Genomic DNA, 23,921 nt, shown 5'->3' with positions numbered 1-23,921 from the left:
ACGCAGAGAAATACCGGGGGATAGGTAACAAAAAAGCCGGTAGCACATGGGTTATAAACCTTAGCACTACCGGCTGTCAAGTATGAAAGCTTTGCCTACTCAGAATACTCCGTCAAAATTATCTTCTTCTTCAGCATCATCCTGTACGTAGAAATCGGTATCTTCAAAAGCTACATGTTCTAATTGTTCAAACAAAAGATCATCGTTTTGCGTCTCAAAATCATGATCATTGTCGTTTAAAGCGTCTAGATCAAAGTTATCAATGTCAAAATGGGTAGAAGTTTTCATGTTAAATACTTTATGGTTTAGAAATAATGACTTTTAATTGTCATAATAATATTAGCACTTGCAGCTCAAGCATTCAAGCAAGCGTGAGGTAATAGTAAAAGTTACAAAATGGCATATTATTGCTACCTGAAACCTGTAGAGCCTACATTGGCAAGGATGAAATCAGTAGCGCCGGATTCGGAGTTTTGACTAGCAATAGCGCCAGATTGATCTCGTAAAAATTATATAATTCTTTGATTATGAATATCCTATACAACTACCTAACTTCAATTTCACTTACAATTTTTACATTTTCTTCTCTTTCTGCACAAGTACTGTCTTCACCCTTCGTAGAAGAAAGCATAGATGACATAGATATTGGCTACGGATTAGCCATAGGAGATGTAGATGGAGATGGCTCTGATGACATCATTTTAGCAGACCAAAAACAGTTTGTATGGTATCGTAACGGTGATTGGGAAAAATTTGTGATTGCCGATAACCTAACAGACAGAGACAATGTCTGCCTGGCGGTTGAAGATATTAACCAGGATGGAAAAGTAGAGATAGCAGTAGGAGCTCAGTGGAATCCTGGAGAAACTACAGATACCAAAGCATCTGGATCAGTACACTACCTGATGCGCCCCGAAAACCCGGAAGACAAATGGAAGCCAGTAAAGCTACCTCACGAACCTACTGTACACCGTATGCAATGGGTACAGACTGCGAAAAATGATTATCAACTCATAGTATTACCGTTACATGGTCGGGGCAATAAAGGTGGTAAAGGTGCTGGGGTAAAAGTTTATGCCTACCAAATGCCCCAAAACCCCGAAGATGAATGGGCGATGCACCTGATTGATAGCAGTATGCACATGACCCATAACTTTACTGTTGATCGTTCGGAAATACCTGCCTCACTCTGGGTCGTGGGTAAAGAAGGAATAAAAAAGCATGAGTATGCCCAAAACTGGGAGACCAAAGAGCTGGCAGAACTGAAAGAGGGGGCTGGTGAAATTAGCCTAGGGCAATTAGGCAACAAAGCTTTTGTAAGTACGATTGAACCCATGCACGGTACCAACCTTATGCTTTATACCGGAAAAAACTTTAAGAATAAAACCGTATTGTATGATGATCTTAAGCAGGGGCATGCTTTGGTAGCCGCAGATGTGCTGGATATGGGCAAAGACCAGATCATTGTAGGCTGGCGTGAACCTAACAAAAAAGGGAAAGTAGGTATTAAGATTTTTGTACCTATGGATGATACCGGTGAGTCGTGGATGCACTATTTTATAGATGACAATGGTATGGCCTGCGAAGATCTTAAAGTGGCTGACCTTGACCAGGATGGTGACCTGGATATTATTGCTGCCGGCCGTGCCACCAAAAACTTAAAAATCTACTGGAATAGCCGGGTAAACAATTAAGAGTATATATGTATGGGCGTGCCTACTGGCACTGCCCTATACAGCTCTTCCATTTCAATATTGGTAACTGCAATACACCCTGCTGTCCAGTCTTTGGTACGATGAAAACGACCTCGCCACCCCAGCCCATTTCGTAAACCATGTATCTTGATAGCGCTCCCAGGCTTTTTGCCCATTGCCTCTGCCAGAGCCATTGCTTTATTATCAGGATAAGATATGCCCAGGTTCAGATAAAAGGCACTATTCGGATTTTTTCCGTCTATAATGTATATACCTTCCGGCGTTCGCATATCACCTTCAAACTGCTTGGCTCCTACTGGATTTTTCCCCAAAGCAATTCGGTATGTTTTCACCTTCTTACCACCCGACCATAACTCTAATTTTCGTGCGCCTTTGCGCACTACTATTTTATCAGCCAAAATACGGCGGTTTAGGCGTCTGCTCGGAAAGAGCGAGTAGCATAAAGCCAGAATATACAAAATGCCAATGGTGCTAGCTATAGTGCGCATTAGCTAGGGTCAGCTATCCACTCAGCTACACTCACACCTCTTTCCAGCCTATCTTCTTCCTGATCTGGCAAAGCCGGGAAAAAATCTATCTGCGTTACTTTTTCCACGCTGTCTATAGGTACAGCAAAGTGAAACATATCTTTCGTGGTGCCTTTGTTAGGTAATAAAAAGGCGATGGCTTTTATTTCAGGTTCTGTATAATCCAGTAAAACCTTGTAATAAGCTTGGGGCACGCTCACCCTGTTTTTACCTATCCTCCGGGATCGCTTGCCAAAAACCGGACCGCTAACTACGTAGAGGCTTCCATTTTCCAGCGCCCACTCTCGGGTTTGCTCTTCCAACTCTCTCCAGATACCGCGGTTAAATTCAGGTGTCTGAGGGCTGATATTAGAAAGCAGGAAGCTTTCACTCATTGCTTCTTCAGAGAATTTCATATCTCCGGCAGGAGCCAGATGTCCACGGTCGTAGCCCGAGCCTCGGTAATCGCTCAGACTGGCAGAGCCAGTTCTCACTTTCTCATCTTCCCTAAAGTCATCAGAGCGTTCTTCACGACCTCTTACCTCTCTTCCACTTAGCTCATAAGCTACCCACTCGGCTTGCTCATGCTTCTCCAGATAAGAAAGCGTGAAGTGTTTATGACGAATAATCTGGGTGTTGGCAGAAAGAGGAAGGTAGTCAAAATCTCTGCTTGAAGGAGGAGTGTTTTGCTCCCTCCTGACGGGATCCGTTTTTTCGGCATTCGGCTGTTTTCTGCCTTTAAGGATTACTAATAAAATTATTAGAGCTGCTACCAGAAGGATAACAAGCAGCAGGTAAGTTGTAGATTTCTTAGCCATTCCGTGCTTTCTTTTTACAATCTGTTATCAAAGATTAGGCAAAAGCCGGCAAGGTGCAAGTTTAACGCGAATGTTTCAGGATAAAGTTAATGATCGGGCGAGGATCATCCAGCCCGTGTACATGCCCCACCCCTTCTTTGATAATCACCTTAAGATTCCCTTTATTTTCCTGATATGCTTCTGCTATCACTCCACCATTTTCTTCGTAAGGCACTACCTGGTCATTATCACCAGAAACGATAAATAACGGCACTTTTGCATCCAGTAAAGGTTCTATTTGGTCTACCGGATTATCCTCGTAGTTTAGAGCTTCTTCTTCGGTCATATTATAAGCTGCCAGACATTTTTGCCAGTCTTCGGCACTCCCACGGCCACTCATTACTCCGCCTGGCCAGCTTTTTATATCACATACCGGAGCGTCTACATAAATGCAGGATACTTTATCTGCATTCTGGGCTGCCCAATTGAAAACAATAAGCCCGCCCCGACTCATCCCCTCCAATACTACTTTATCCGAAAAATCGTATTCCTGACTCAGGTATTGATAGAAGTTGTTCCAGATTTCTACTGCCTGTGGGCTGCCATAGAGGTCTGAAACATCTATGTATGCCACATAATAACCTCGGGAGAGCAACTCCAGGTCTACTTCCGGACGATGGCCAAAAAAACGAGCACGCCAGATCCAGGGGTTTCCCTTAGCAGCACGTTTGGGTATAACTATTCTGCTTTGCCGCCCTTCAAATTCAAAGGCGTACATACGAAAGCCATGAAAGTTACCAGGTTCGCCCTGTATGTTGATTTCCGTCACCGACTGCTCTGCCTGTTGCACATAAGTACAACCAAAGCAGCAGACGAGTAGAAGCCAGATAAAATGGTTAGGTAGTGTTTTGGTGTTAATCATCCACGATTACGCAACGATTGTTTTTAAGGTCATCCTCTATACTTTTATATTTCACATTTTTCTTGATACTTCCATCGTTATACTGCACGTTTACCCTATCATTTCTGCCCGCTACTTTAGTAGATTTGGCAGGACGAACAGGCTCGGCAGGCGGACGGTTTCTTTGGGCTGCAGCCTGAGCGTTTGCCTTGGTGCTGCTATCCAGGCTTGAGGACACCTCTTCTTTCGTTTCTTTTAGTTTTTGTTGTTTTTCTCTGGTAGCACGAGCTTCTCTTACCTGATCCGGGCTTTGTACCGGTATATCCGCTTTCATCAGGAAGGAAATAGTTTCTTCGTTTACTTTAGCAATAAAGCGTTTGAAAAGCTCAAATGCCTCAAATTTATAGATTAACAGGGGATCTTTCTGCTCATACACCGCATTTTGTACCGACTGTTTCAGGTCGTCCATCTCACGAAGATGCTCCTTCCAGTTCTGGTCAATGATGGCCAGGGTGATGGACTTCTCCATTGCCTTGATCATCTCGCTACCCTCAGTATCAATGACCTTTTGCAGGTTTGCAGATATACCTAGCTGCATTTTTCCATTGGTAAAAGGCACCAGAATATTTTCTACCGTAGCTCCACGAGTTTCTTTAATGTTTTTAAGTACAGGCAAAGACTTCTGAGCTATATGCTCATTCTTATTACCATACTGCTCATAAGCATACTGGTACAAATCCTGAGTCAGCTGACTTTCTGTTATCTGATCAAAGTCCTCGTGTTCAATAGGGTAATCTATACCTAGTGTACCCAGTACTGTTAACTTAAAGCTCTCGAAATTGCTTACCCCTTTAGTACCTAGAACGATGTCTTCGCAAGTATCGTATAACATGTTCATGATATCCATAGGCAGCCTCTCACCCTGAAGGGCATTTTTACGGCGCTCATAGATTACTTCACGCTGCTGGTTCATTACGTTATCATACTCCAACAGTCGTTTACGAATAGCGAAGTTGTTCTCCTCTACTTTTTTCTGTGCTCTTTCTATAGAGCTGGTTACCATAGAGTGCTGTATTACCTCTCCTTCTTCTAATCCCATACGATCCATCAGCTTAGCAATACGGTCGGAACCGAACAGGCGCATCAGGTTATCTTCCAGAGAGACAAAAAACTGTGATGAACCAGGGTCTCCCTGACGTCCAGAACGACCTCTGAGCTGTCGGTCTACCCGACGAGATTCATGTCGCTCAGTACCAATAATTGCCAAACCTCCTGCTTCTTTAGACTCTGGCGTAAGCTTAATATCTGTACCACGGCCCGCCATGTTTGTAGCGATAGTTACGGTACCTGCTTTACCTGCTTCAGAGACAATTTCTGCCTCACGCTGGTGTTGTTTGGCGTTTAGAACGTTATGAGAAATGCCTCGCATCTTAAGCATACGGCTGAGCACTTCCGAAATTTCTACGGAAGTTGTACCTACCAGTACCGGGCGGCCTTTGGAAGTCAGTTCGTTGATTTCGTCGGCCACCGCATTGAACTTCTCGCGCATGGTTTTGAATACGAGGTCCTGACGGTCGTCTCTTATAATTGGGCGATTGGTAGGGATTACTACTACATCTAATTTGTAGATTTCCCATAGCTCTCCGGCTTCAGTTTCTGCTGTACCCGTCATACCAGCCAGTTTGTGGTACATACGGAAATAATTTTGCAGGGTAATGGTAGCATAGGTTTGCGTAGCCTCTTCTACCTTTACATTTTCTTTGGCTTCTATTGCTTGGTGCAGACCATCTGAGTAACGGCGGCCTTCCATGACACGGCCCGTCTGCTCATCTACAATCTTAATTTTACCATCAGCGATTATATATTCCTGATCAATTTCAAAAAGCGCATAAGCTTTAAGAAGTTGGTTGACCGTATGAATACGCTGCGACTTTACTGAATAATCTTTAATCAGCTCGTCTTTCTTCTGAACCTTCTCTTCATCAGACATTTCTTCATCTTTTTCCAGATCCGCGATGGATGTGCCAATATCTGGCATGATGAAGAAGTTGGGATCTTCACCTGTTTGGGTAATCAGATCAATACCTTTCTCCGTCAGGTCAATATTATTGTTTTTCTCTTCTATGGTAAAGTATAGAGGAGCATCAGCCTCCGGCATAGCGCGTGAGTTATCCTGCAAATAGAAGTTTTCTGTTTTTTGCAGCACCTGACGGTTACCTGTTTCACTTAAGAAGCGAATCAAAGGCTTATATTTGGGCAGACCACGATAAGCACGAAAAAGTGACAGGCCACCCTCCTGGGTATTGCCTTCTTTAATTTTCTTTTTAGCATCCTGAAGCAGCTCGTTAACCAGCTTCTTTTGTGCTTCGTACAAACGTGATATACGAGGCTTAAGATCGTAAAACTCATGTTCATCGCCACGGGGCACTGGCCCAGAAATGATCAGCGGAGTACGAGCTTCATCTACCAGTACGGAGTCTACCTCATCTACCATTGCGAAGTGATGCTTACGCTGTACCAGGTCGCCCATATCGCGCGCCATATTATCGCGCAGGTAGTCAAAACCAAACTCATTGTTGGTACCATAAGTAATGTCGGCAGCATAAGCCTGACGGCGCGCCTCTGAGTTGGGCTGGTACTTATCTACACAGTCAATCGTAAGCTGATGGAACTGAAACAGGGGTGCCATCCACTCTGCATCACGCTTAGCCAAGTAGTCGTTTACCGTTACTACGTGTACTCCTCTTTTGGCCAGCGCATTCAGGAATGCGGGTAAGGTAGCTACTAATGTTTTACCCTCACCGGTAGCCATTTCCGCAATTTTACCCTGATGCAGTACAATACCACCAATCAGCTGCACATCATAGTGCACCATATCCCAGGTGATTTTTTGCCCGGCAGCCAGCCACTGATTGCTCCATACTGAGTTTTCACCTTCTATAGTGATATGCTCGTATTTGGCAGCCATCTGCTTATCAAAAAGCGTAGCTTTTACCTCCAGCTTACCCTGATCTTTCAGTCGGCGAGCAGTTTCACGCATAATTGCAAAAGCCTGAGGCAGCACTTTTTCCAGCACCTCTTCCAGGGCTTTGTTACGCTCCTCTTCCAGCGTATCTATCTGAGCAAAAACGCTTTCTTTCTCGTTCATGCCCATCTTAGGGTTCTCTTCCACACTGTCGTGCAGGGCCTTCAGCTGGTCATCTATGCTTTTAAGCTCACCATCAATAGTGGCTTTTACTTCAAAAGTTTTTTCTCTGAGTTCGTTGTCGGTGATGCTTTGTAGCTGCTGATATTCGGCTTTAATCTGCTCCACAATCGGCATGATTTCCTTAATGTCTTTTTCAGACTTGCTGCCGAACATCTTAGCTAAAACTTTATTAATGATATTCATACTAGAATATTTATATCTCTATTGAATTCAAGAAACTATACGTACTGGATGCCAGATTCTAAGAAAGGCACTAATATGTGAAAAAACCTGCTCACACAAAAACAGTGCCCTCAAAAACCATGACTGCCGGGCCAATCATATGCACATCAGTATAAAAATCTTCTTTTACCTTTCTAAAAGAAACCTGAAGTTCTCCTCCTCTGGTGTTTATTTTTACCGGGCTCTGTAGCCCTTTAACTTTGGCTAATGCTAAGGCTACGGCAGTTACGCCCGTTCCGGAAGATAATGTCTCATCCTCTACACCTTTTTCGTAGATACGCATTTGCACCTCACCATTATCAACTTTAGTAAAACTGGCATTGGTTCCTTCAGGCATAAATGTCTGATGATAACGAATTTTTTTTCCTTCGCCCACTACATCAAAACCTGCCACATCTTCTACCAGCCTGACATAATGACGCGTGCCAGTATTCAAAAAGTAACCTCCTTCCAGCTCTTCTATGCCTACCACATCTACCATACGAATATGGATCTGCCCATTATCAATAGTAGCATCATGCATTCCATCTTCAGCCATAAACTGCGAGTGCTTGCCAATCATGCCCAGATGATGTGCCAGATGTACAGCACAACGACTACCATTACCGCACATGCTAGGCGTAGCGTCCGCGTTATAATACACCATTTCAAAATCGTAGTCATCATGATCCTGCAAAAGGATAAGTCCATCCCCTCCTACTCCAAACTTGCGGTCGCAGAGGCGTTGAATCAGTTGCTCATTATTTTGAGGAAAAACACCTTCACGATTATCAATCATGACGAAGTCATTTCCTGTTCCCTGATATTTATAAAAGCGTAATGTGTTCATGGATGCTTGGTATTCTGACTATTGCTGAAATAGTCATATATAATTTTCTACTTTTCTAATCTATGTCAGAGAGCTCACCCCCTATTAATTGAGCCATTTTTCAGGTAAACCTTTTACTACGCTACCTAAATTTAGTTATACATCAGCTCTTACTGATAAGCGTACATATCAGGATTTGGCTCTCGTACTTTCAAACCATCTCCTGATCACTGATATGTTTAACAACGGCAGTTTTCTCCGGGCTCACAGTTTTTGTTATGAGTATTCAAACCCAGCACTTGATGCTTAAGCGCTATTACAAAAGTAAAAGAAGCTCTTTCATCTAACCACCTACTTACATACTTAGTAGCTTTGAATTTTTCATTCAGCATCAAAAGTACTTCGCAAAAGAGCTAAAATAACTATCTGAGCCTGACTGATTCTATATTCTGCAATACTAGAAAAATTTATGCAGATTCGGCGACGAATTTTTGGAAAGGCTAGCCTACTCCCTTTTATTATGTATAACTTTATACATTGAGCTACTCACATAACCAAACCTAATACAATGAGAAAACTGCTTTTTTTCGCATTACTTTTTGCTTTTTTTTCTTGTCAACCTCAAACTCAGGAAAATACCGATACCCGCCCCAATATACTTTTTGCCATAGCAGATGATGTTTCTTTTCCACATATGAGTGCCTATGGCACTTCCTGGGTTAATACGCCGGCTTTTGATCGTGTAGCAGAAAACGGGCTTTTATTTATGCGTGCCTATACCCCTAATGCCAAATGTTCTCCTTCGCGCTCGTGTATACTTACCGGACGTAACTCATGGCAACTGGAAGAAGCGGCCAATCATGTTCCCTACTTCCCTTCAAAGTTTACCACCTTCATGGAAAGTCTGGCTGCTAATGGCTATTTTACCGGGCATACGGCCAAGGGATGGGCTCCAGGTAAGCCAGGTGAACGACAGGGAAAAACGAGGGAACTGACCGGACCTGCTTTTAATGAGCATACCACCACTCCTCCGGCACGCTTTATTAGCAATAACGACTACGCCAAAAATTTTGAAGCTTTTTTAGAGGCCCGACCCGACTCTTTACCTTTTTGCTTCTGGTATGGTGCCCTAGAACCTCATCGTGCTTATGAGTATGGCGCTGGAGTAAATAAAGGCGGCAAACAAATTTCTCAGATAGAAGAAGTGCCTAACTTCTGGCCAGACACTGACAGCATACGTACCGACATGATGGACTATGCGTTTGAGCTGGAATACTTTGATCAGCATTTAATGCAGATGCTGGATATGCTGGAAGAGGCCGGCGAGCTGGAAAATACGATAGTAGTGGTTACTTCAGATAACGGAATGCCATTTCCTCGGGTAAAAGGGCAAGCCTACGAGATGTCTAACCACCTTCCTCTAGCTATTATGTGGCCCAACGGCATCAAAAAAGCTGGGCGTACCATAGAAGATTTTGTCAGCTTTATAGACCTGGCTCCCACATTTATAGAAGTAGCAGAACTATCGCAGGAAGAAAGTAAGATGCAGGTAATGCAGGGCAGCCCGCTCACTGATATTTTTAACTCAGAAAAGGAGGGCATAGTTAACCCGGAACGTAACCATGTGCTGATAGGTAAAGAAAGACATGATGTGGGACGCCCGGAAGATCAGGGTTACCCCATCCGTGGAATAATCAAAGATGGTTTACTGTATGTGCAAAACTATGAGCCTGAGCGCTGGCCGGTGGGCAATCCGGAGACAGGCTACCTAAATACAGATGGAAGCCCTACCAAAACGCAGATACTAAATATGCGCTATGCGGAGGATAGCCTGAAAGATTACTGGCAAATGAACTTTGGCAAGCGACCTACCGAAGAGTTGTATCGCATAGAGGAAGATCCTGCCTGTGTAAACAATCTGGCGCTCAACCCCGAATACACACCTATGCTGGAAGCCATGAAAACACAAATGCACGCTGAACTACAGGCCCAGGGCGATCCCAGAACTATGGGCGAAGGCTATGTGTTTGATGAGTACGAGTATGCGCAAAGTAATAGCAGAGGTTTTTACGAACGATATATGAGTGGTGAAGATATTAAAGCTGGCTGGGTTAATGAAAGTGACTTTCAGCAAAAAGAATAAAGCTATTTAGTGCCGGGTTGGGCCTGTGCCGAATTATGAAAACAGTACAGGCTTTCTTTTTTGGATACTACTCAATTTTCACACTCTTCATTAAATATAATAAGTAAAAACACGTTATATTCACTTATAAACCAAACTAAGTGTTATGACAGTGACCCGGCTTATTCCGCTATTGTTATTTCTTTCTTACCCCTTATTTAGCCAAAGTTTAGTAGGTACTGTTTCTGACCTGGAAAACGAGCAGCCTATTCCATTTGTCCATATCCGAACGACAGACCAACAGTTTGGGGTAGTTACCGATGCTCAGGGGCAGTTTCAGTTAGACCTGAAAGGGGGCATATATGAGTTGCATTTTTCTTCCATAGGATTTGTAGACTATTACAAAAAAATAGACACAGATACCCTCACAAGTGCTAAAGTGGAAATTCTTATGATTCCTGATCAGCGTCTACTCAGTGAAGTATTTGTATATACTAAAAGGTTTAACCCACTGGAGAAAACCCGGCATCAGCCTCTCAGAATTGCCGGATTACCTACACTTGATCATCCTCAACCTATAGAAAGTGGTACGTGGAAGTGGGACTGGACTCATTACTTCAATAACAGGCATCCCCGTCTACCTCAGATTCCTTTGATCTCAGGGGTTTTATATGGACCATTTAGCTACTTTAGCACTGAAGACAAAGAAAAAAGAGCTCTCAAAAATGTTTTACGTAAAGAGCATACCTTTGAATCTTATTATGCTACTCTCCACGATCAGGAATACAGACAACAGATGATAAAAGCCCTCAACCTTAGCGAAAAAGAATATGACAGTCTGCTTATACTCTTCAATCAACAGGATGAAAGGCTGCTGGCTCAAAGCAGTAAGGATAACGCAGGGACACAACTTTTTATCTTTTTGCAAGAACATTCCAAAAGAGAATAGACCTTCTTCCAAATTTTGTTCTGTATTGCAATTCCACTTTGTCCTACTTTACAATATTATTTAGCTTCGTAGGTTGAAACATGTAAAATTCTTGTATGAAAACACTATTAACCTACTCCTTATTAAGCATTTTGTGTTGCTTTACTCTTTTTGCTCAGGAGAAAGAAGAGAGCAAAACCGAGAAGAAAGGTTGGGACGTCAACACTCCTCAGGGCAGCTTTCAGGAGGTGAACATTACCACCGAAGAAGGCACCTGGATGAATTTGGACGTAAGCCCCGATGGGAAAACCATAGCTTTTGATCTTTTGGGCGATATTTACACCCTACCTATTGGTGGAGGCCAAGCAAAACTGATCCGGGGCGGACATGCCTACGAAACCCAGCCCCGCTTTAGTCCAGATGGTACTCGTATCGCCTTTACCAGCGATGCCGGCGGAGGCGACAATATATGGCTGATGGCGCCCGATGGTAGCGAGGCCACTCAAATTACTCAGGAAGATTTTCGTCTGCTAAACAACCCCACCTGGTCGCCAGATGGGCAGTACCTGATGGCACGTAAACACTTTACCTCGGGTCGGTCTTTAGGCGCGGGAGAGATATGGATGTATCATATAAGCGGAGGTAGAGGCATACAGCTGACCAAGCGCAAGAATGATCAGCAGGACGTTAACGAGCCAAGCGTTTCCCCTGATGGGCGCTACGTATACTATAGCGAAGATATGTATCCGGGAGGGTATTTTCAATATAATAAAGATCCTAACAGCCAGATATACGTTATCAAACGCTACGATAGAGAAAGTGGAGAGATTAGAACCATTACCGGAGGTCCGGGTGGTGCTTCTCGTCCCCAGATTTCTCATGATGGCAAAAAACTAGCTTTCGTCCGCAGGGTACGTACCAAGTCTGTACTTTTCATTCATGATACTGAAACAGGAGAGGAATGGCCAGTCTATGATCAACTAAGCAAAGACCAGCAGGAAGCCTGGGCTATTTACGGTACTTATCCCGGCTTTGACTGGATGCCCGACGATAAGGCTATTGTAATCTGGGCAGAAGGAAAAATTCGTAAAATTAATATCGCAGGAGCCACGGCTACCGAAATTCCTTTTAGCGCTACTGCTACCCATAAAATTGTAGATGCCCTGCATTTTGAGCATGACCCTGCACCCGAACAGTTTGATGCCAAAGTAATTCGTCATGCGGTTACTTCTCCTGACGAAAAAACATTGGTTTTTCATGCTTTGGGTTATCTCTGGAAAAAAAACCTTCCTGATGGGAAGCCTGAACGCCTGACTACAGCTAAAGATTTTGAATTTGAACCTTCCTTTTCACCAGATGGAAACAACATAGTTTACACCACCTGGAATGACGAAACTACAGGGGCAGTATATAAACTTGACCTAAACAGCAGAAAAGCACAGCCTCAAAAACTAACGAACATCAAGGGTAGCTTCCGCCAACCTGCATACTCGCCAGATGGCAGCCAGATAGTGTTTCTCAAAGAGTCTGGAAATAGTGACCAGGGTTACAATTTTGATAAAGAGCCGGGCCTGTATCTGATATCCGCAACTGGCGGAGAGGCCAGAAGAATAGCGGATGGTGGTGATTTCCCTCGCTTTAGTGCCGATGGAAACCGTATCTACTTTCAAACAGGTGGCTACCTGTTTGGCGCATTAGACAAAAAGCTGAAAAGCGTGAACCTGAATGGCGAAGATGAAAAAACGCACTTTACCTCAAAATATGCTACCCAGTTTATCCCCAGCCCCGACGGTAAGTGGATCGCTTTTACCGAACTTTTTAAAGTATACATAGCCGCCATGCCCCAAAGTGGTAAGGCACTTGACTTAAGCGCCGGAACTAAAGCGATGCCAGTAACTCAGGTAGCAAAGGATGCTGGTATAAATCTTCACTGGTCTGCAGACAGTAAAAAACTACACTGGACTTTAGGAGAAGAGTATTTTACTACAACGCTGGAAGACAGTTTTGCTTTTTTGAGTGGCATAAGCAGCGAAGAGGCTAAAGCCAAACTCCCTCCTATAGATACTACAGGTATTAAAGTAGGCCTTACAGCAAAATTTGATAAACCCGAGGGCTTACTGGCGCTCAAAGGTGCTCGTATCATCAGTATGAAAGGGGATGAAGTAATTGAAAACGGCGTTCTACTCATAAAAGACAATCGTATAGAAGCTGTAGGCCCTGCAGAAACAGTAAGCATTCCCAAGGGGGCTCAAGTAATGGATATGAGTGGAAAAACCATTATACCCGGACTAATAGATGTACACGCGCATGCGCAACATTTTCGCCTGGGCTTAAACCCTCAGAAGCATTGGCCTTACTATGCAAACCTTGCCTATGGTGTAACCACCATGCATGACCCATCTGCTAATACCGAAATGGTGTTTGCTTACTCAGAAATGGTGAAAGCAGGTAATATGGTGGGCCCCAGAGTGTTTTCAACGGGTATTATTCTCTATGGTGCTGAAGGAGATTTTAAAGCTAAAATCAACAATCTGGATGATGCCAGATCCGCTATCCGCCGTACCAAAGCCTTTGGAGCATTTTCCGTGAAAAGCTATAACCAGCCCCGCCGTGACCAGCGGCAGCAGATTATACAGGCAGCCCGTGAAGAAGAAATACTGGTAGTACCTGAGGGTGGTTCCTTCTTCTTTCATAACATGAGTATGATACTGGATGGACACTCCAGCATTGAACACAACATACCTGTAGCACCGGTTTATAGCGATGTACTCCAACTCTGGGCTGCCAGCAAAACTACCTATACCCCAACCCTGATTGTAAATTATGGAGGATTAAACGGTGAGTACTACTTCTACCAAAACTCTAAAGTCTGGGAGAAAGAGCGTTTGCTTAGCTTTACCCCTCGTGCGGTTATAGATCCACGGGCACGACATCGTACTATGGTACCTCAGGAAGAGTATGAGAACGGACACATACTTACTTCTGAAAGCTGTAAAGCTTTAGCAGATCTGGGAGTAAAAGTAAACCTGGGAGCACACGGACAATTACAAGGTTTAGGTGCACACTGGGAGCTTTGGATGCTGGAGCAGGGGGGCATGAGTGAAATGGAAGCTCTGAAAGCAGCCACACTCAACGGTGCTTATTACCTGGGTATGGATAAGCACATTGGCTCTTTAGAAGAAGGCAAGCTAGCCGATCTGGTCATTTTAGATGCCAATCCGTTAGAAGATATTCGTAATACGGAGCAAATCAGCTACACTATGGTTAACGGCCGTCTATACGAGGCTAAGAGCATGAACGAACTAGGCTTGCGAAATAAGCCCCGAGGAAAATTCTATTGGGAGCAAAATAAGTACAATCAGCAGTTTGACTTCCATATGAAAACACGCTCTTTTCTAACACCTCAGTGCCACTGCGGTGTGCATTAATAGCTTACTCAAAGCTGCCTGGCACATTTGTCGGGCAGCTTTTTTTTAGGCTAGTTTATTTGTAAGGCTGTGGAGCAGCACCCACGAATTGTGGTTTTGACGGCCACATCTCATTCCAGCTATACTTTTTTTCGTACCAAAGCTCATAAATTATGGGGTCGTTATTCCAGGTAGCCCACATAAATTTTAAGCCTTTCAGTACAATAGTGAACCCATCTAATACTCACCTTTGTATTTTCATTGATATACTTGCCCGAGTTTGGCAAGAGATATGCTTTATTAGATATATGCGCGTATGTGCATGTAAACATGTAACTTACGGAAACCCCTGATTTTATGAAGCAGATACATTATTTAGCCCTATTTCTCTGTACTATATTATTTGCCTGTGGCACTTCCGAAGAAGAAAAGTTTGAACAGGCGGTAAGAGCAAAAGCTATTGAGTACTTTGCTACTTATCAGCAAAGAGAAGATTGGGATAAATTTCTCTCGTTTTATCATCCAAAAGTTACCTTTACCGATGCTGCTCTTAAGACACGTACCAGGGGCATCAAAAATTTTGAAGAGTTTTACAACTGGCCAGACTCCAACTTTCAGAAGATAAGCCCTGCACAGAAGCACCTGGAGGTTCAGGATATTGTTACTCAGGATAGCCTGGTAGTAGCTCGCGGTCATTTCAACCCTTTCTACTGGCATGGCGAAAAGCAGGAATGGAGCGGAGGTTTTACTATCTGGCTTTATTTTGACAAAGATCTAAAAATCAGACATCAGGTAGACTATATACAGTATCCTGCTTCTGTAATTCTCTCTGCCCGAAGAGAATAGCTTTGACTACAGACTGCCCTATGCTATACCTACAAATACATAGGGCTTTGCTTTTCTTACCTTTTTGCCAGCTCAAAGCCCAGCTTTTCGGCAGCATTTTTCTGATCAGAAGCAATATCTATATAAATATTTCGTCCAGACCAGCAATGGCAGGCATAGCAGACCGACATATCTTCTGGTAATTCGTGCAGTACTTCTATATTGAGCGCCTTTACGTTATTTTGTAGGAGATAAGCTTTAATATTTTTCTGGTATTGAGCTTCATCCCTAGTCATCTCCCAGGGGTTGGCACAGCCAGTTTCGGCATACATCATCTTAATCACTTCCTCATTGGCTACCAGTACTTCCTCACAGGAAAAGCCACAGCAGAGGAGCAGGGCTATTGCAAAAATTCTTCTCATAGTTATCAGTTTATAAAGTAGACACCTATATTGATTATCAGGTTGGAATATTCCTCCTGCTAGTCATTGATCTACCCAACGCTAACTATGAAACAAATCTACTTACTCATTTTACTAATGAGCTGTGCTGCCAGCCTATCTACATTACAGGCGCAACAACTCACGCGGTCGGATATTGAACATTTAAGTCGTGAACAACTGGCATCTGGAATTAATGAGCTTAGAGAAATTCTTTCCATTCCGAACAATGCCAGCTTTCCGGAGCATGTAAAAGCTAATGTAGATTGGTGTCAGGAAGCTTTTGCCCGTAGAGGTTTTAAAACGCAAATTTTAACCACCGAAGGACCTCCCTTACTTCTGGCTTCTATAAACAACAAAAAGGAGCTACCTACTGTACTCATTTATTTGCAGATAGATGGACAGCCTGTAGACTCTTCCAGATGGCAACAGGAAAGTCCGTATGACCCTGTACTTAAAACCGAGACAGCTGATGGCAGTTGGCAAACCCTGGACTGGAATGCGTTTAAAAGCGATTATAAGCCGGACTGGAGAGTATTTGCACGCTCGGCCTCCGATGCCAAAGGCCCAGTAGTCATGTTTCTTAAAGCTATTGATATTCTTCAGGCTCAAAAAAAAGAAGCGGCCTTTAATATAAAGGTAATTATGGATTTTGAAGAAGAACTTGGTTCTCCGCACTTACCGGCAGCAGTAGGCACTTACGCGGATGAACTTAAGGCAGACCATATGATTATTTTAGATGGCCCACGGCACCCTTCTAATGAGCCTACGCTTACCTTCGGAGCCAGGGGCATACAAACGCTAACGCTCAAGATATTTGGCCCTAAAAACCCCCAGCATAGTGGGCACTATGGTAACTATGTGCCTAACCCTGCTCTACGAATGGCCCAGCTCCTAGCATCTATGAAGGATGAATACGGCAGGGTGACTATCCCCGGTTATTATCGGGGTATTGAACTGGATAAAAATAGTCTGGAGACGCTACGCAGTATACCTGATGACGAAGCAGAAATCAAACGAAAACTGGGCATAGCCGGGCAGGATAGTGTTGCCAGTTTTTTGCAGGCTTCGCGCCAGTACCCATCTCTGAACATACGCGGATTAAGTGCTGGCTGGGTAGGTGCAGAAGTGCGCACCATAGTACCAGACTTTGCAGTAGCTGAAATAGATATGCGACTGGTGAAGGAATCTGACCCGGATTATTTACTGAAGCTCGTAAAAGATCACATTGCCGCTCAGAATTATCACTTTGTAGAGGGGGAGCCCACAGAAACAGAAAGGCAAAAATATGATAAGCTGATCAGCCTGAGCCATGAGTTTTCTTATGCTGCTTTTCGTACTGAAATTAACTCTACTACAGGAAACTGGCTAACAACAGCTTTGGAACGGGCCTTTGGCAAGACTCCTATTCTTATCCGTACTTCTGGGGGTTCCATCCCTATTTCACCTTTTGTAGTAACGCTGGGTGTGCCCGCCGTCACCGTACCTACAGTAAACGCCGATAACAATCAGCATAGCCCTAACGAAAATCTAAGGCTGGGAAATTTTGAAGAGGGCATACGTACTGTGCTTGCCATTCTCACTCAGCCTATTAACTAAGTTATTGGTCGCTAAACTTAATTGATACAGAGTGTTTAGTGGCCTTTACTCTTAAGGCTCAAGCTCAAAGGCTCCTATATCGCATACGTTAGGCAGGCGGCCATCACCATCCTGAGGACGAGATACCCCCCTTTGGTCTTTAGAAAGACAGGATGTAGGATCTGAAATAGGGGCCAGATTAGAGCCACCATCTATTGCCGGGCTTCCTGGGAGTAAAGCATGGGTAGGTGTAAAACCTCCAGTATAACTCAAATCGTCCAGCCTCGGATTGATAGGACGAGTAGCACTACCTAGCTGGTCTCCTGAGGCTGCCAATACATTAAGTTGACCAGCATTGCCTACCAGGTTAAAGCCATTAGATGTAATACTTCCAGAGATGTCGTACACTTCATTTTCAGCCACTAAAGAGTTTTGCATCGTTAGTCTTCCCTGGCTCGTTACTAAAACTCCCCCTCCACGATTACTAAGATCCATCCATACTTTCGTGTTTCCATTATCAGTGATGGTAACATTTCGCATATGCACACTGGCAAAAACTGTTACGCCCCACCCTCCGGTAGCAGTAAAGCTGTCATCGGACTGATGATTTCCGCTGATAGTTACATTTTTCAGGACAGCCTGGCCTCCTAGTGTCAGCCCCGAGCGATAACCTTCATTGTTGACAATAGCACTATTATTGATAGTTAATTGCTCACCATGATGCCCTATACCACCACCAATATTACCTCCAATATTAGCTTCTATAAGTGAGTTGTTAATAGTAAGCTTACCCTGATTGTAGATACCGCCACCGCCGCCGCCACCACCTTTGCCTGTCACGTTATGCCTTACTATTACTCTGTTTAAGGCTACCAGTCCATCACTATCTATGCAAAGCCCTCCTCCTCTAAACACGCTTTAGCAGTCCTGAATTAGTACATCTTCCAAAGTTAGCCATGCCCCTGAATGTACTAATATACCTCCTCCTTTGTTATTATTGGTTATACCGTTTTCAATGGTGAGTTTCGTAATGTTAATGAGACCGCTATTTATCAGTATAGCTCGCGACCGCCCCTACGCGTCTATTATCGTATGGTCTATGTGCTGACCGCGGATATGCAGAATTTTGCCATTGATTTCCAGCTGCCCTGCATCCAGGCGATATCGGCCTGTCGGAAGAATGATAGTAATGGATTTTTTGTCGCCCAAAGCGGCTTCTTCAAGAGCTGCACGCAGGCTACAGCTACCTCCCAAACCGCAGACATCGTCCCCCGGGCTGTTATCCCCAAAATCACTTGTAGTATTTACATAAAAAGTAATTCTATCGTCCTGTTCGCAGGCAAAAAAGAACAGACAAAGAGCAGTAGAGAGTAGTAGGCTAAGCTTTGACATGTGATGTGTATTTAGTTTAAATAGGATACTCATGCCTTAATGCCACATAAATGTCTGTTGTAAACAGAAAGTTATAAGCTGATACGTAATATCAAGCCTAACCTATAGCTATTAAGCGTAATTTCCTGCTTTTGAAAGCAAAGCCCGTTCAAATATTGCCCAGGAAAATTAATTACATGCTGAATATGTAAACAAGGTCTGGAGAAAGAAAAGGACAGAGCTAAATACAGTTCTCTTTACCAACACATACCAATTTTATAAAACTAAGGTTGCCAGCCGAAAACTTGGGGTAACTGCGATGAATTGCTCGCAAACTTGCCTATTAACAAATTTTGTTTCTACTTACTACCTTTGTTAAGCAATACTATAGCCAACTATACACCAAGTCTGATATTCAGACGTTTAGTATACACCTACGAGCCTTTCAGTAATTGAGCTGATACATGCAGATTAGAGTTGAAAAAGAACCTTACTCACTGGCTAAGGCAGCTAAAGCCTATGCTATTATATGCCTGCTATATTTTGCGGTAGCTATTGCTCCAGATGTATGGATTTATCGGGGCAACTGGTCAGACATCGCTTTCTTCCGCTGGCTCAACCTCGTACTCATTCCTCTGGTATTCAGCCTGATCATCACTCGTTCTTCTCGCAAAGCACATCTTCACCTTACTCATCTCGCAGAACCTAATGTTATACGCAGGCGACTGGTACAGGCATTTCAAAAGCAGGGCTATAATATTTTTCGCAACCTCCCGCTCCTGGTAGTTTTTCGTTCTCCTTTTTTTCTCTGGGACCTAATACTGGGCCGGGAGAGTATTAAGCTCAAAGAAAAAAAGAAATCGGTACAGATTAGCGGTCCCTGGGTAAAAATCCATCAACTGGAAAAGATGGCTCACGAAGGCGAAATATTTTTACCCAGCCCCAAATAAGTATAGGATTAATTTCTGATCTCTACTGTGTGTCCGCAGTTTCTTAACGTCTGATCTAATGCCATGCCGATGAACATTGGATAAAACCAGTTTTTGTACCTCCCCCACACCTCCCCCGAGTACTTGGGCATTACCTCCTGTACAATAGTATCTACCAAAGGCGAAGCCGTTTCGCCAAGTTCACGTACACTTATAGCCGCCTGCAAAACCACGGCTTCCTCATCTAGCAAAAGCATCTCTGCAAGGGTTTGCAATGCGGCTAGCTCACCTAGCCGACCGGCCAGCAATTCTGCCGCCTGTATTCTCACTACATAAGAGGTATCTGTCAGCAGCTTTTGTAAAGTAGTTTTCATTGCCTGAAGATCACCATTATAGGCACCCAGAGCTATAAGAGCCCAGTACTTTACGCCACTATCCGCAGAGAGCAGATACGACTTAAGCTCTTCAGCCTCTTGCACATAGCCCACTCTATCTGCCACAGATAAAATCTTATTTACATCAAACACTTTACTGTTTCTGGCCATTTCATATACACTGGAGTTCTGTGCTTTGGCACGCATCATCATTTCTCCTTCGTTTAGCAGTCCGGTATCGTGGTGAGCCAGCATCCAGTTATAAAGCTTTTCCTTAAGTTGTCTAGCTCGTTTGTGATGCACCTCCTCTCCTATAAGGTTTTTTAATTCATAAGGGTCAGTCTGCAAATCATACAGTTCTTCTACTGCTTTAGGGGCAAACATATCAGCAGCTTCCTGAGGTAGTTCTCCTTTATCTTTGAGGCGATGCAGCTCCTGATAACTACGTTTAGAAGTATCAAAAATGATAGCATTCTGTATGTATGCTTTATGAGGCATAAAATGGCGAATGTAGAGGTAACGGCCATCATAAACTGAGCGAGCCATATCATAACAATCATCAGCACGGCTACGGTAGCCATATACCAATTGATTAGGCTGTGATTTTTCTCCCAGAAAGCTTTTCCCCTCCATCCTATCTGGTACTTCTAGCCCTGCCAATTGAAGCACAGTTGGCGCAAAGTCTACAAAGCCAACCATCTGTTTTACTTTATTAGCTGCTTTGGCAGACATTTGCAGGTCGCGTGTCCAATCCTGATACTTCTCCGGTACATGCAATACAAAAGGCACCTGTAAGCCTGAGTTGTACAACCAACGTTTGTAGCGTGGTAGCCCATAACCATGGTCGGAAAAGACGAAGATGATGGTATTTTCCAGTTTGCTATCTTCATCCAGCTGCTTTATCAGTTTACCTACTTCCTGATCAAACACCGAGATCAAATCATACTGATGAGCCCATATACTTTTGAAAGCTTCAGTCTGAGGAAAATAAGGAGGAAGATTAGCCTGTGCCGGATCATGTTTAACAGTTAGAGACTTGGTATCTTCCGCCACTTCGGTATTGGCATGCCCTTCGTGCGTAATTCCAAAGTTGAATACACTAAAGAAGGGGCGGTCATCCGGTGCATTACGCCAATGAGCATCATTACCGTTTTCGTCCCACCTACCCTGGGCACTAAAATTATAATCCGTCTTGGAATTATTGGTAGTAAAGTAGCCACCCTCGCGCATAAGCTCAGAGAGTATACGAAAATCGGCAGGAACGGGAATCTCTGAACGTAAGTGCTGAGTGCCTAAAGAGGTGGCATACATACCTGTAATTAAGGTAGAACGTGCTGGTGCACAAATGGGGGCGTTAGAATATGCTTGAGTAAACACATAACCATCTTTAGCCAGTTGATCTATGTGTGGTGTGCTGGCGTAGGTATCACCGTAACACCCCCAACCCAGCCCTATGTCTTCTGCACTAATCCAGAGTATGTTAGGTCTAGCGGTTTGCGCGTTACTAAAGCCAAAGTTTAAGATAAGAAGGATAGCAATATAAAATCGTAGCATAGTTTCAGGGAGTTGATATCTGGTTTAGATTGAGCTGAAAAGGTGTGGGATACTTTTTTCCGGCATCATCCAGTATTAATATCCAATCCTGACCCCGTCCGGAGCTGGGAGGGTTAAAAGTTTGTATGCCAGTATTGTCTCCGGTGTGAATAAAGTCTGTAATGCCGTATCGGGGGTCGTACCAGTAAGCGCTTACTTTGCTAGAGCTTATTCGCGAAAGGTCTACACTAAAGGGCCTGCCTTCCGCAGAATATACAAAAGCAAAAGAGCCATCGGAGGCACGCATTGCTTTGGTTTTTGCACTCCCCTGAGTAATAGCATCCAATAGGAAAGTGCTATCTGGTTTTAAAAGATGAAAGGGCCTGGACTCAAACAGCTGCCGCACATATTTCATCTGAAAACTTCCGGCATGGTTTATAGCCTCGTACCAGGGTACTGTAGCGCCTATCACCGGCTGCCGCTCAGGCGTCCACATCTGCCAGATGCTATTATGTCCGTAGGTATGTCCACAAGCTCCTTCCATAAGCGACCAGTAAGCTGCCTGCCGACAGTCATAGTCATCAAAACGAAGGTTTTCCGCATATTTCTGATTGTAGAAGCCTACCAGTATGTTCTCGTAACGAGGCTCACCATCCAGTGTAGGCTTGGAGGGTTCTAAACGATAATCATGCCAGGTAAACAAGCCATTATCATGATTACGGGCACCGTGCGAAGATTGAAACATATTAAAGTCCAGCCAGTCGGCCTGATGAAAAAAGTCTGAAGAAAGTCCCGGCCCACGAGGGTGATAGGTGATTAGGTGCTTACCTTCATCTCCCATGCGAAGCCCCAGAGCCATAGCTTCTATAATGGCAGCTTCTTCTTTTGTTTTAATGTTCTGATCGCCTCCCAGTATCCATATGATTGGTTTATCGCGATAGCGCTTACCTAAAAACTCACCATAGGCCTGTCCATTTTCTACAGTAAAGATGCCTGACTCATTGCCTTCGTTTTTCTTCCATTTATCGCCCCAGCAGGGAAGCATGCCTATATAAAGTCCGAGTTCCGCAGCTTTGTTCACAATATAATCTACGTGATCAAAATACGCTTCAACTGGTTGACGGGGATCATTATTTTTAAGAGGGGTAGCTCCATAAGGATTAGGAACGTTGAGCCCACCTAATTGTGCCAGTACCACCGCCTGAATGACTGTAAAGCCTTTCTCTGCACGGTTTGTAAGATAACGCTCTGCTTCTTCACGGTCTAGCCGATGAAATAGCTCCCAGGCTGTATCTCCGAGGTAAAAAAAGGCCTTCCATTCTCATAGAGCAGATACCTTCCATCATCAGAGACCTGTAGTGCTGGAAAGGTCTGTGCCCAAGCCAAAGTGGACATAACAGTAAAGAGCAGACAAATAGAGGCCAGGATACGTTTAGGTAGTTGCATAGTATTTTTTTATGAATATAAACACTTACAATTACTCTCTACAAGCGGAGGCTTCAGAAAAACATAGGCGGATTAAATAGTGATCTTAAGGGCAATTGCTAAATTAGGGGCATCTTCAGATGCTAAAATTATTTATTATGCGACTAAGCCTGATGGCCCTGGGCCTAACTTTTACAATTTTGAGCGCCTGCTCAAGTAATGCGCAGAATGTTCCAAATAAAGAAGAGCAAATCCAAGCTGCTGTGATGGCCGCTCCCGAAGACCAGAGGGCAGGTGCTACAGTACTTGGTTATGATGAGAAAGGTGATGTAGTGATGCTCCGCGAAGGTACCAACAATATGGTTTGTCTGGCCGATGACCCTAACCAGCCTGGCTTTAATGCAGCCTGTTATCATAAAGATTTGGAAGCTTTTATGGCAAGAGGGCGTACACTTAAAGCCGAAGGAAAGTCTTCTCAGGAGATTTTTGAAATACGTGAAAAAGAGGCTAAAAACGGCTCTCTACAAATGCCTGAAGCCCCTAGTACTCTACATATTCTTTCAGGTAAAGATGGTAAATTTAATGCTGAAAGCGGCACAGTAGAAAACGCTAACTACCGCTATGTAGTGTATATACCATTTGCTACAGCGGAGTCAACAGGTTTGCCATTGAGTCCTATAGTTCCGGGTGGTCCCTGGATTATGGATCCTGGCACTCACCGCGCCCATATCATGATTACTCCACCCAGCAAGGAGTAAGTATAGGCAAAATGTTTATGTGCAGATCTTTTATCAGTACCACAAAGTTTTAGGATAGCTTATAAAACTCCCAT

The 23,921-nt window shown here is 43.8% G+C and carries 20 protein-coding genes and 1 pseudogene; 8 read left to right on the top strand and 13 right to left on the bottom strand.

The window, feature by feature from the left end:
- Positions 1-99: 99 nt before the first annotated feature.
- Positions 100-288, bottom strand: a complete 189-nt coding sequence (locus PZB74_RS14090; protein WP_302237069.1) for a hypothetical protein — start codon at positions 286-288, stop codon at positions 100-102.
- Between the two features lie 239 nt (positions 289-527).
- Between PZB74_RS14090 and PZB74_RS14085 the strand changes: the two genes are divergently transcribed.
- Entirely contained in the window at positions 528-1,694 is a 1,167-nt protein-coding gene (locus PZB74_RS14085; RefSeq protein ID WP_302237067.1) for an FG-GAP-like repeat-containing protein, read from the top strand.
- Here the strand turns inward: PZB74_RS14085 and PZB74_RS14080 are convergent.
- From PZB74_RS14080 to dapF, 5 genes are all read right to left on the bottom strand, one after another.
- Positions 1,691-2,203, bottom strand: coding sequence for a L,D-transpeptidase family protein (locus PZB74_RS14080; protein ID WP_302237064.1), 513 nt, complete (start codon positions 2,201-2,203; stop codon positions 1,691-1,693). The genes PZB74_RS14085 and PZB74_RS14080 overlap by 4 nt on opposite strands.
- Complete coding sequence (locus PZB74_RS14075) at positions 2,203-3,039, bottom strand: DNA/RNA non-specific endonuclease (RefSeq protein ID WP_302237062.1); 837 nt, start codon at positions 3,037-3,039, stop codon at positions 2,203-2,205. Before PZB74_RS14075 ends, PZB74_RS14080 begins: the two co-directional genes overlap by 1 nt.
- A gap of 61 nt (positions 3,040-3,100) precedes the next feature.
- The gene (locus tag PZB74_RS14070; RefSeq protein WP_302237060.1) at positions 3,101-3,940 is read right to left on the bottom strand and encodes an alpha/beta hydrolase family protein; all 840 of its coding nucleotides are present in this window, start codon (positions 3,938-3,940) and stop codon (positions 3,101-3,103) included.
- Positions 3,933-7,310, bottom strand: coding sequence for a preprotein translocase subunit SecA (secA, locus tag PZB74_RS14065; RefSeq protein WP_302237059.1), 3,378 nt, complete (start codon positions 7,308-7,310; stop codon positions 3,933-3,935). Before secA ends, PZB74_RS14070 begins: the two co-directional genes overlap by 8 nt.
- Before the next feature lie 91 nt (positions 7,311-7,401).
- Complete coding sequence (gene dapF, locus PZB74_RS14060) at positions 7,402-8,178, bottom strand: diaminopimelate epimerase (protein ID WP_302237057.1); 777 nt, start codon at positions 8,176-8,178, stop codon at positions 7,402-7,404.
- Between the two features lie 547 nt (positions 8,179-8,725).
- Here dapF and PZB74_RS14055 point away from each other — a divergent pair.
- The 4 genes from PZB74_RS14055 to PZB74_RS14040 all read left to right on the top strand — a co-directional run bounded on the left by PZB74_RS14055 (position 8,726) and on the right by PZB74_RS14040 (position 15,460).
- On the top strand, positions 8,726-10,300 hold the full coding sequence (locus PZB74_RS14055; protein ID WP_302237056.1) for a sulfatase family protein: 1,575 nt from the start codon (positions 8,726-8,728) through the stop codon (positions 10,298-10,300).
- A 145-nt stretch (positions 10,301-10,445) separates the two neighbouring features.
- Positions 10,446-11,228 (top strand): carboxypeptidase-like regulatory domain-containing protein, encoded by a 783-nt coding sequence (locus PZB74_RS14050; protein WP_302237054.1) that lies wholly within the window; start codon positions 10,446-10,448, stop codon positions 11,226-11,228.
- 95 nt (positions 11,229-11,323) lie between these two features.
- Positions 11,324-14,635 carry an amidohydrolase family protein gene (locus tag PZB74_RS14045; protein ID WP_302237053.1) on the top strand — a complete coding sequence of 1,104 codons (3,312 nt, stop codon included), beginning with the start codon at positions 11,324-11,326 and terminating at the stop codon, positions 14,633-14,635.
- A 336-nt stretch (positions 14,636-14,971) separates the two neighbouring features.
- The gene (locus PZB74_RS14040) at positions 14,972-15,460 is read left to right on the top strand and encodes a nuclear transport factor 2 family protein (RefSeq protein WP_302237051.1); all 489 of its coding nucleotides are present in this window, start codon (positions 14,972-14,974) and stop codon (positions 15,458-15,460) included.
- A 56-nt stretch (positions 15,461-15,516) separates the two neighbouring features.
- Here the strand turns inward: PZB74_RS14040 and PZB74_RS14035 are convergent, their stop codons facing one another.
- Positions 15,517-15,861 (bottom strand): hypothetical protein, encoded by a 345-nt coding sequence (locus PZB74_RS14035; RefSeq protein WP_302237049.1) that lies wholly within the window; start codon positions 15,859-15,861, stop codon positions 15,517-15,519.
- An 87-nt stretch (positions 15,862-15,948) separates the two neighbouring features.
- Here PZB74_RS14035 and PZB74_RS14030 point away from each other — a divergent pair, with 87 nt between their 5' ends.
- Entirely contained in the window at positions 15,949-17,478 is a 1,530-nt protein-coding gene (locus tag PZB74_RS14030; RefSeq protein WP_302237047.1) for a M20/M25/M40 family metallo-hydrolase, read from the top strand.
- Between the two features lie 51 nt (positions 17,479-17,529).
- On the opposite strand, the gene PZB74_RS14025 is transcribed toward PZB74_RS14030, so the two are convergent.
- Entirely contained in the window at positions 17,530-18,372 is an 843-nt protein-coding gene (locus PZB74_RS14025; RefSeq protein ID WP_302237045.1) for a choice-of-anchor Q domain-containing protein, read from the bottom strand.
- Between the two features lie 159 nt (positions 18,373-18,531).
- On the bottom strand, positions 18,532-18,849 hold the full coding sequence (locus PZB74_RS14020; protein WP_302237043.1) for a CSLREA domain-containing protein: 318 nt from the start codon (positions 18,847-18,849) through the stop codon (positions 18,532-18,534).
- 443 nt (positions 18,850-19,292) lie between these two features.
- Here PZB74_RS14020 and PZB74_RS14015 point away from each other — a divergent pair, with 443 nt between their 5' ends.
- Complete coding sequence (locus PZB74_RS14015) at positions 19,293-19,778, top strand: hypothetical protein (protein WP_302237041.1); 486 nt, start codon at positions 19,293-19,295, stop codon at positions 19,776-19,778.
- 8 nt (positions 19,779-19,786) lie between these two features.
- On the opposite strand, the gene PZB74_RS14010 is transcribed toward PZB74_RS14015, so the two are convergent.
- The 4 genes and pseudogenes from PZB74_RS14010 to PZB74_RS13995 all read right to left on the bottom strand — a co-directional run bounded on the left by PZB74_RS14010 (position 19,787) and on the right by PZB74_RS13995 (position 23,110).
- On the bottom strand, positions 19,787-21,685 hold the full coding sequence (locus PZB74_RS14010; RefSeq protein ID WP_302237040.1) for a sulfatase-like hydrolase/transferase: 1,899 nt from the start codon (positions 21,683-21,685) through the stop codon (positions 19,787-19,789).
- A 4-nt stretch (positions 21,686-21,689) separates the two neighbouring features.
- Positions 21,690-21,971, bottom strand: a complete 282-nt coding sequence (locus tag PZB74_RS14005; protein ID WP_302242805.1) for a putative collagen-binding domain-containing protein — start codon at positions 21,969-21,971, stop codon at positions 21,690-21,692.
- A 129-nt stretch (positions 21,972-22,100) separates the two neighbouring features.
- Positions 22,101-22,919: pseudogene (locus PZB74_RS14000) on the bottom strand (glycoside hydrolase family 140 protein); the annotation flags it as partial.
- 8 nt (positions 22,920-22,927) lie between these two features.
- Positions 22,928-23,110 (bottom strand): hypothetical protein, encoded by a 183-nt coding sequence (locus tag PZB74_RS13995; RefSeq protein ID WP_302237038.1) that lies wholly within the window; start codon positions 23,108-23,110, stop codon positions 22,928-22,930.
- Positions 23,111-23,247: 137 nt separating this feature from the next.
- Between PZB74_RS13995 and PZB74_RS13990 the strand changes: the two genes are divergently transcribed.
- Positions 23,248-23,847 carry a hypothetical protein gene (locus tag PZB74_RS13990; protein WP_436837107.1) on the top strand — a complete coding sequence of 200 codons (600 nt, stop codon included), beginning with the start codon at positions 23,248-23,250 and terminating at the stop codon, positions 23,845-23,847.
- Positions 23,848-23,921: the final 74 nt, after the last annotated feature.

Source organism: Porifericola rhodea (genome assembly GCF_030506305.1).
Classification (GTDB): Bacteria; Bacteroidota; Bacteroidia; order Cytophagales; family Cyclobacteriaceae; genus Catalinimonas; species Catalinimonas rhodea.
Note: the sequence above shows the minus strand (reverse complement) of the source record. Positions and strands in the feature narration are given on the sequence as shown.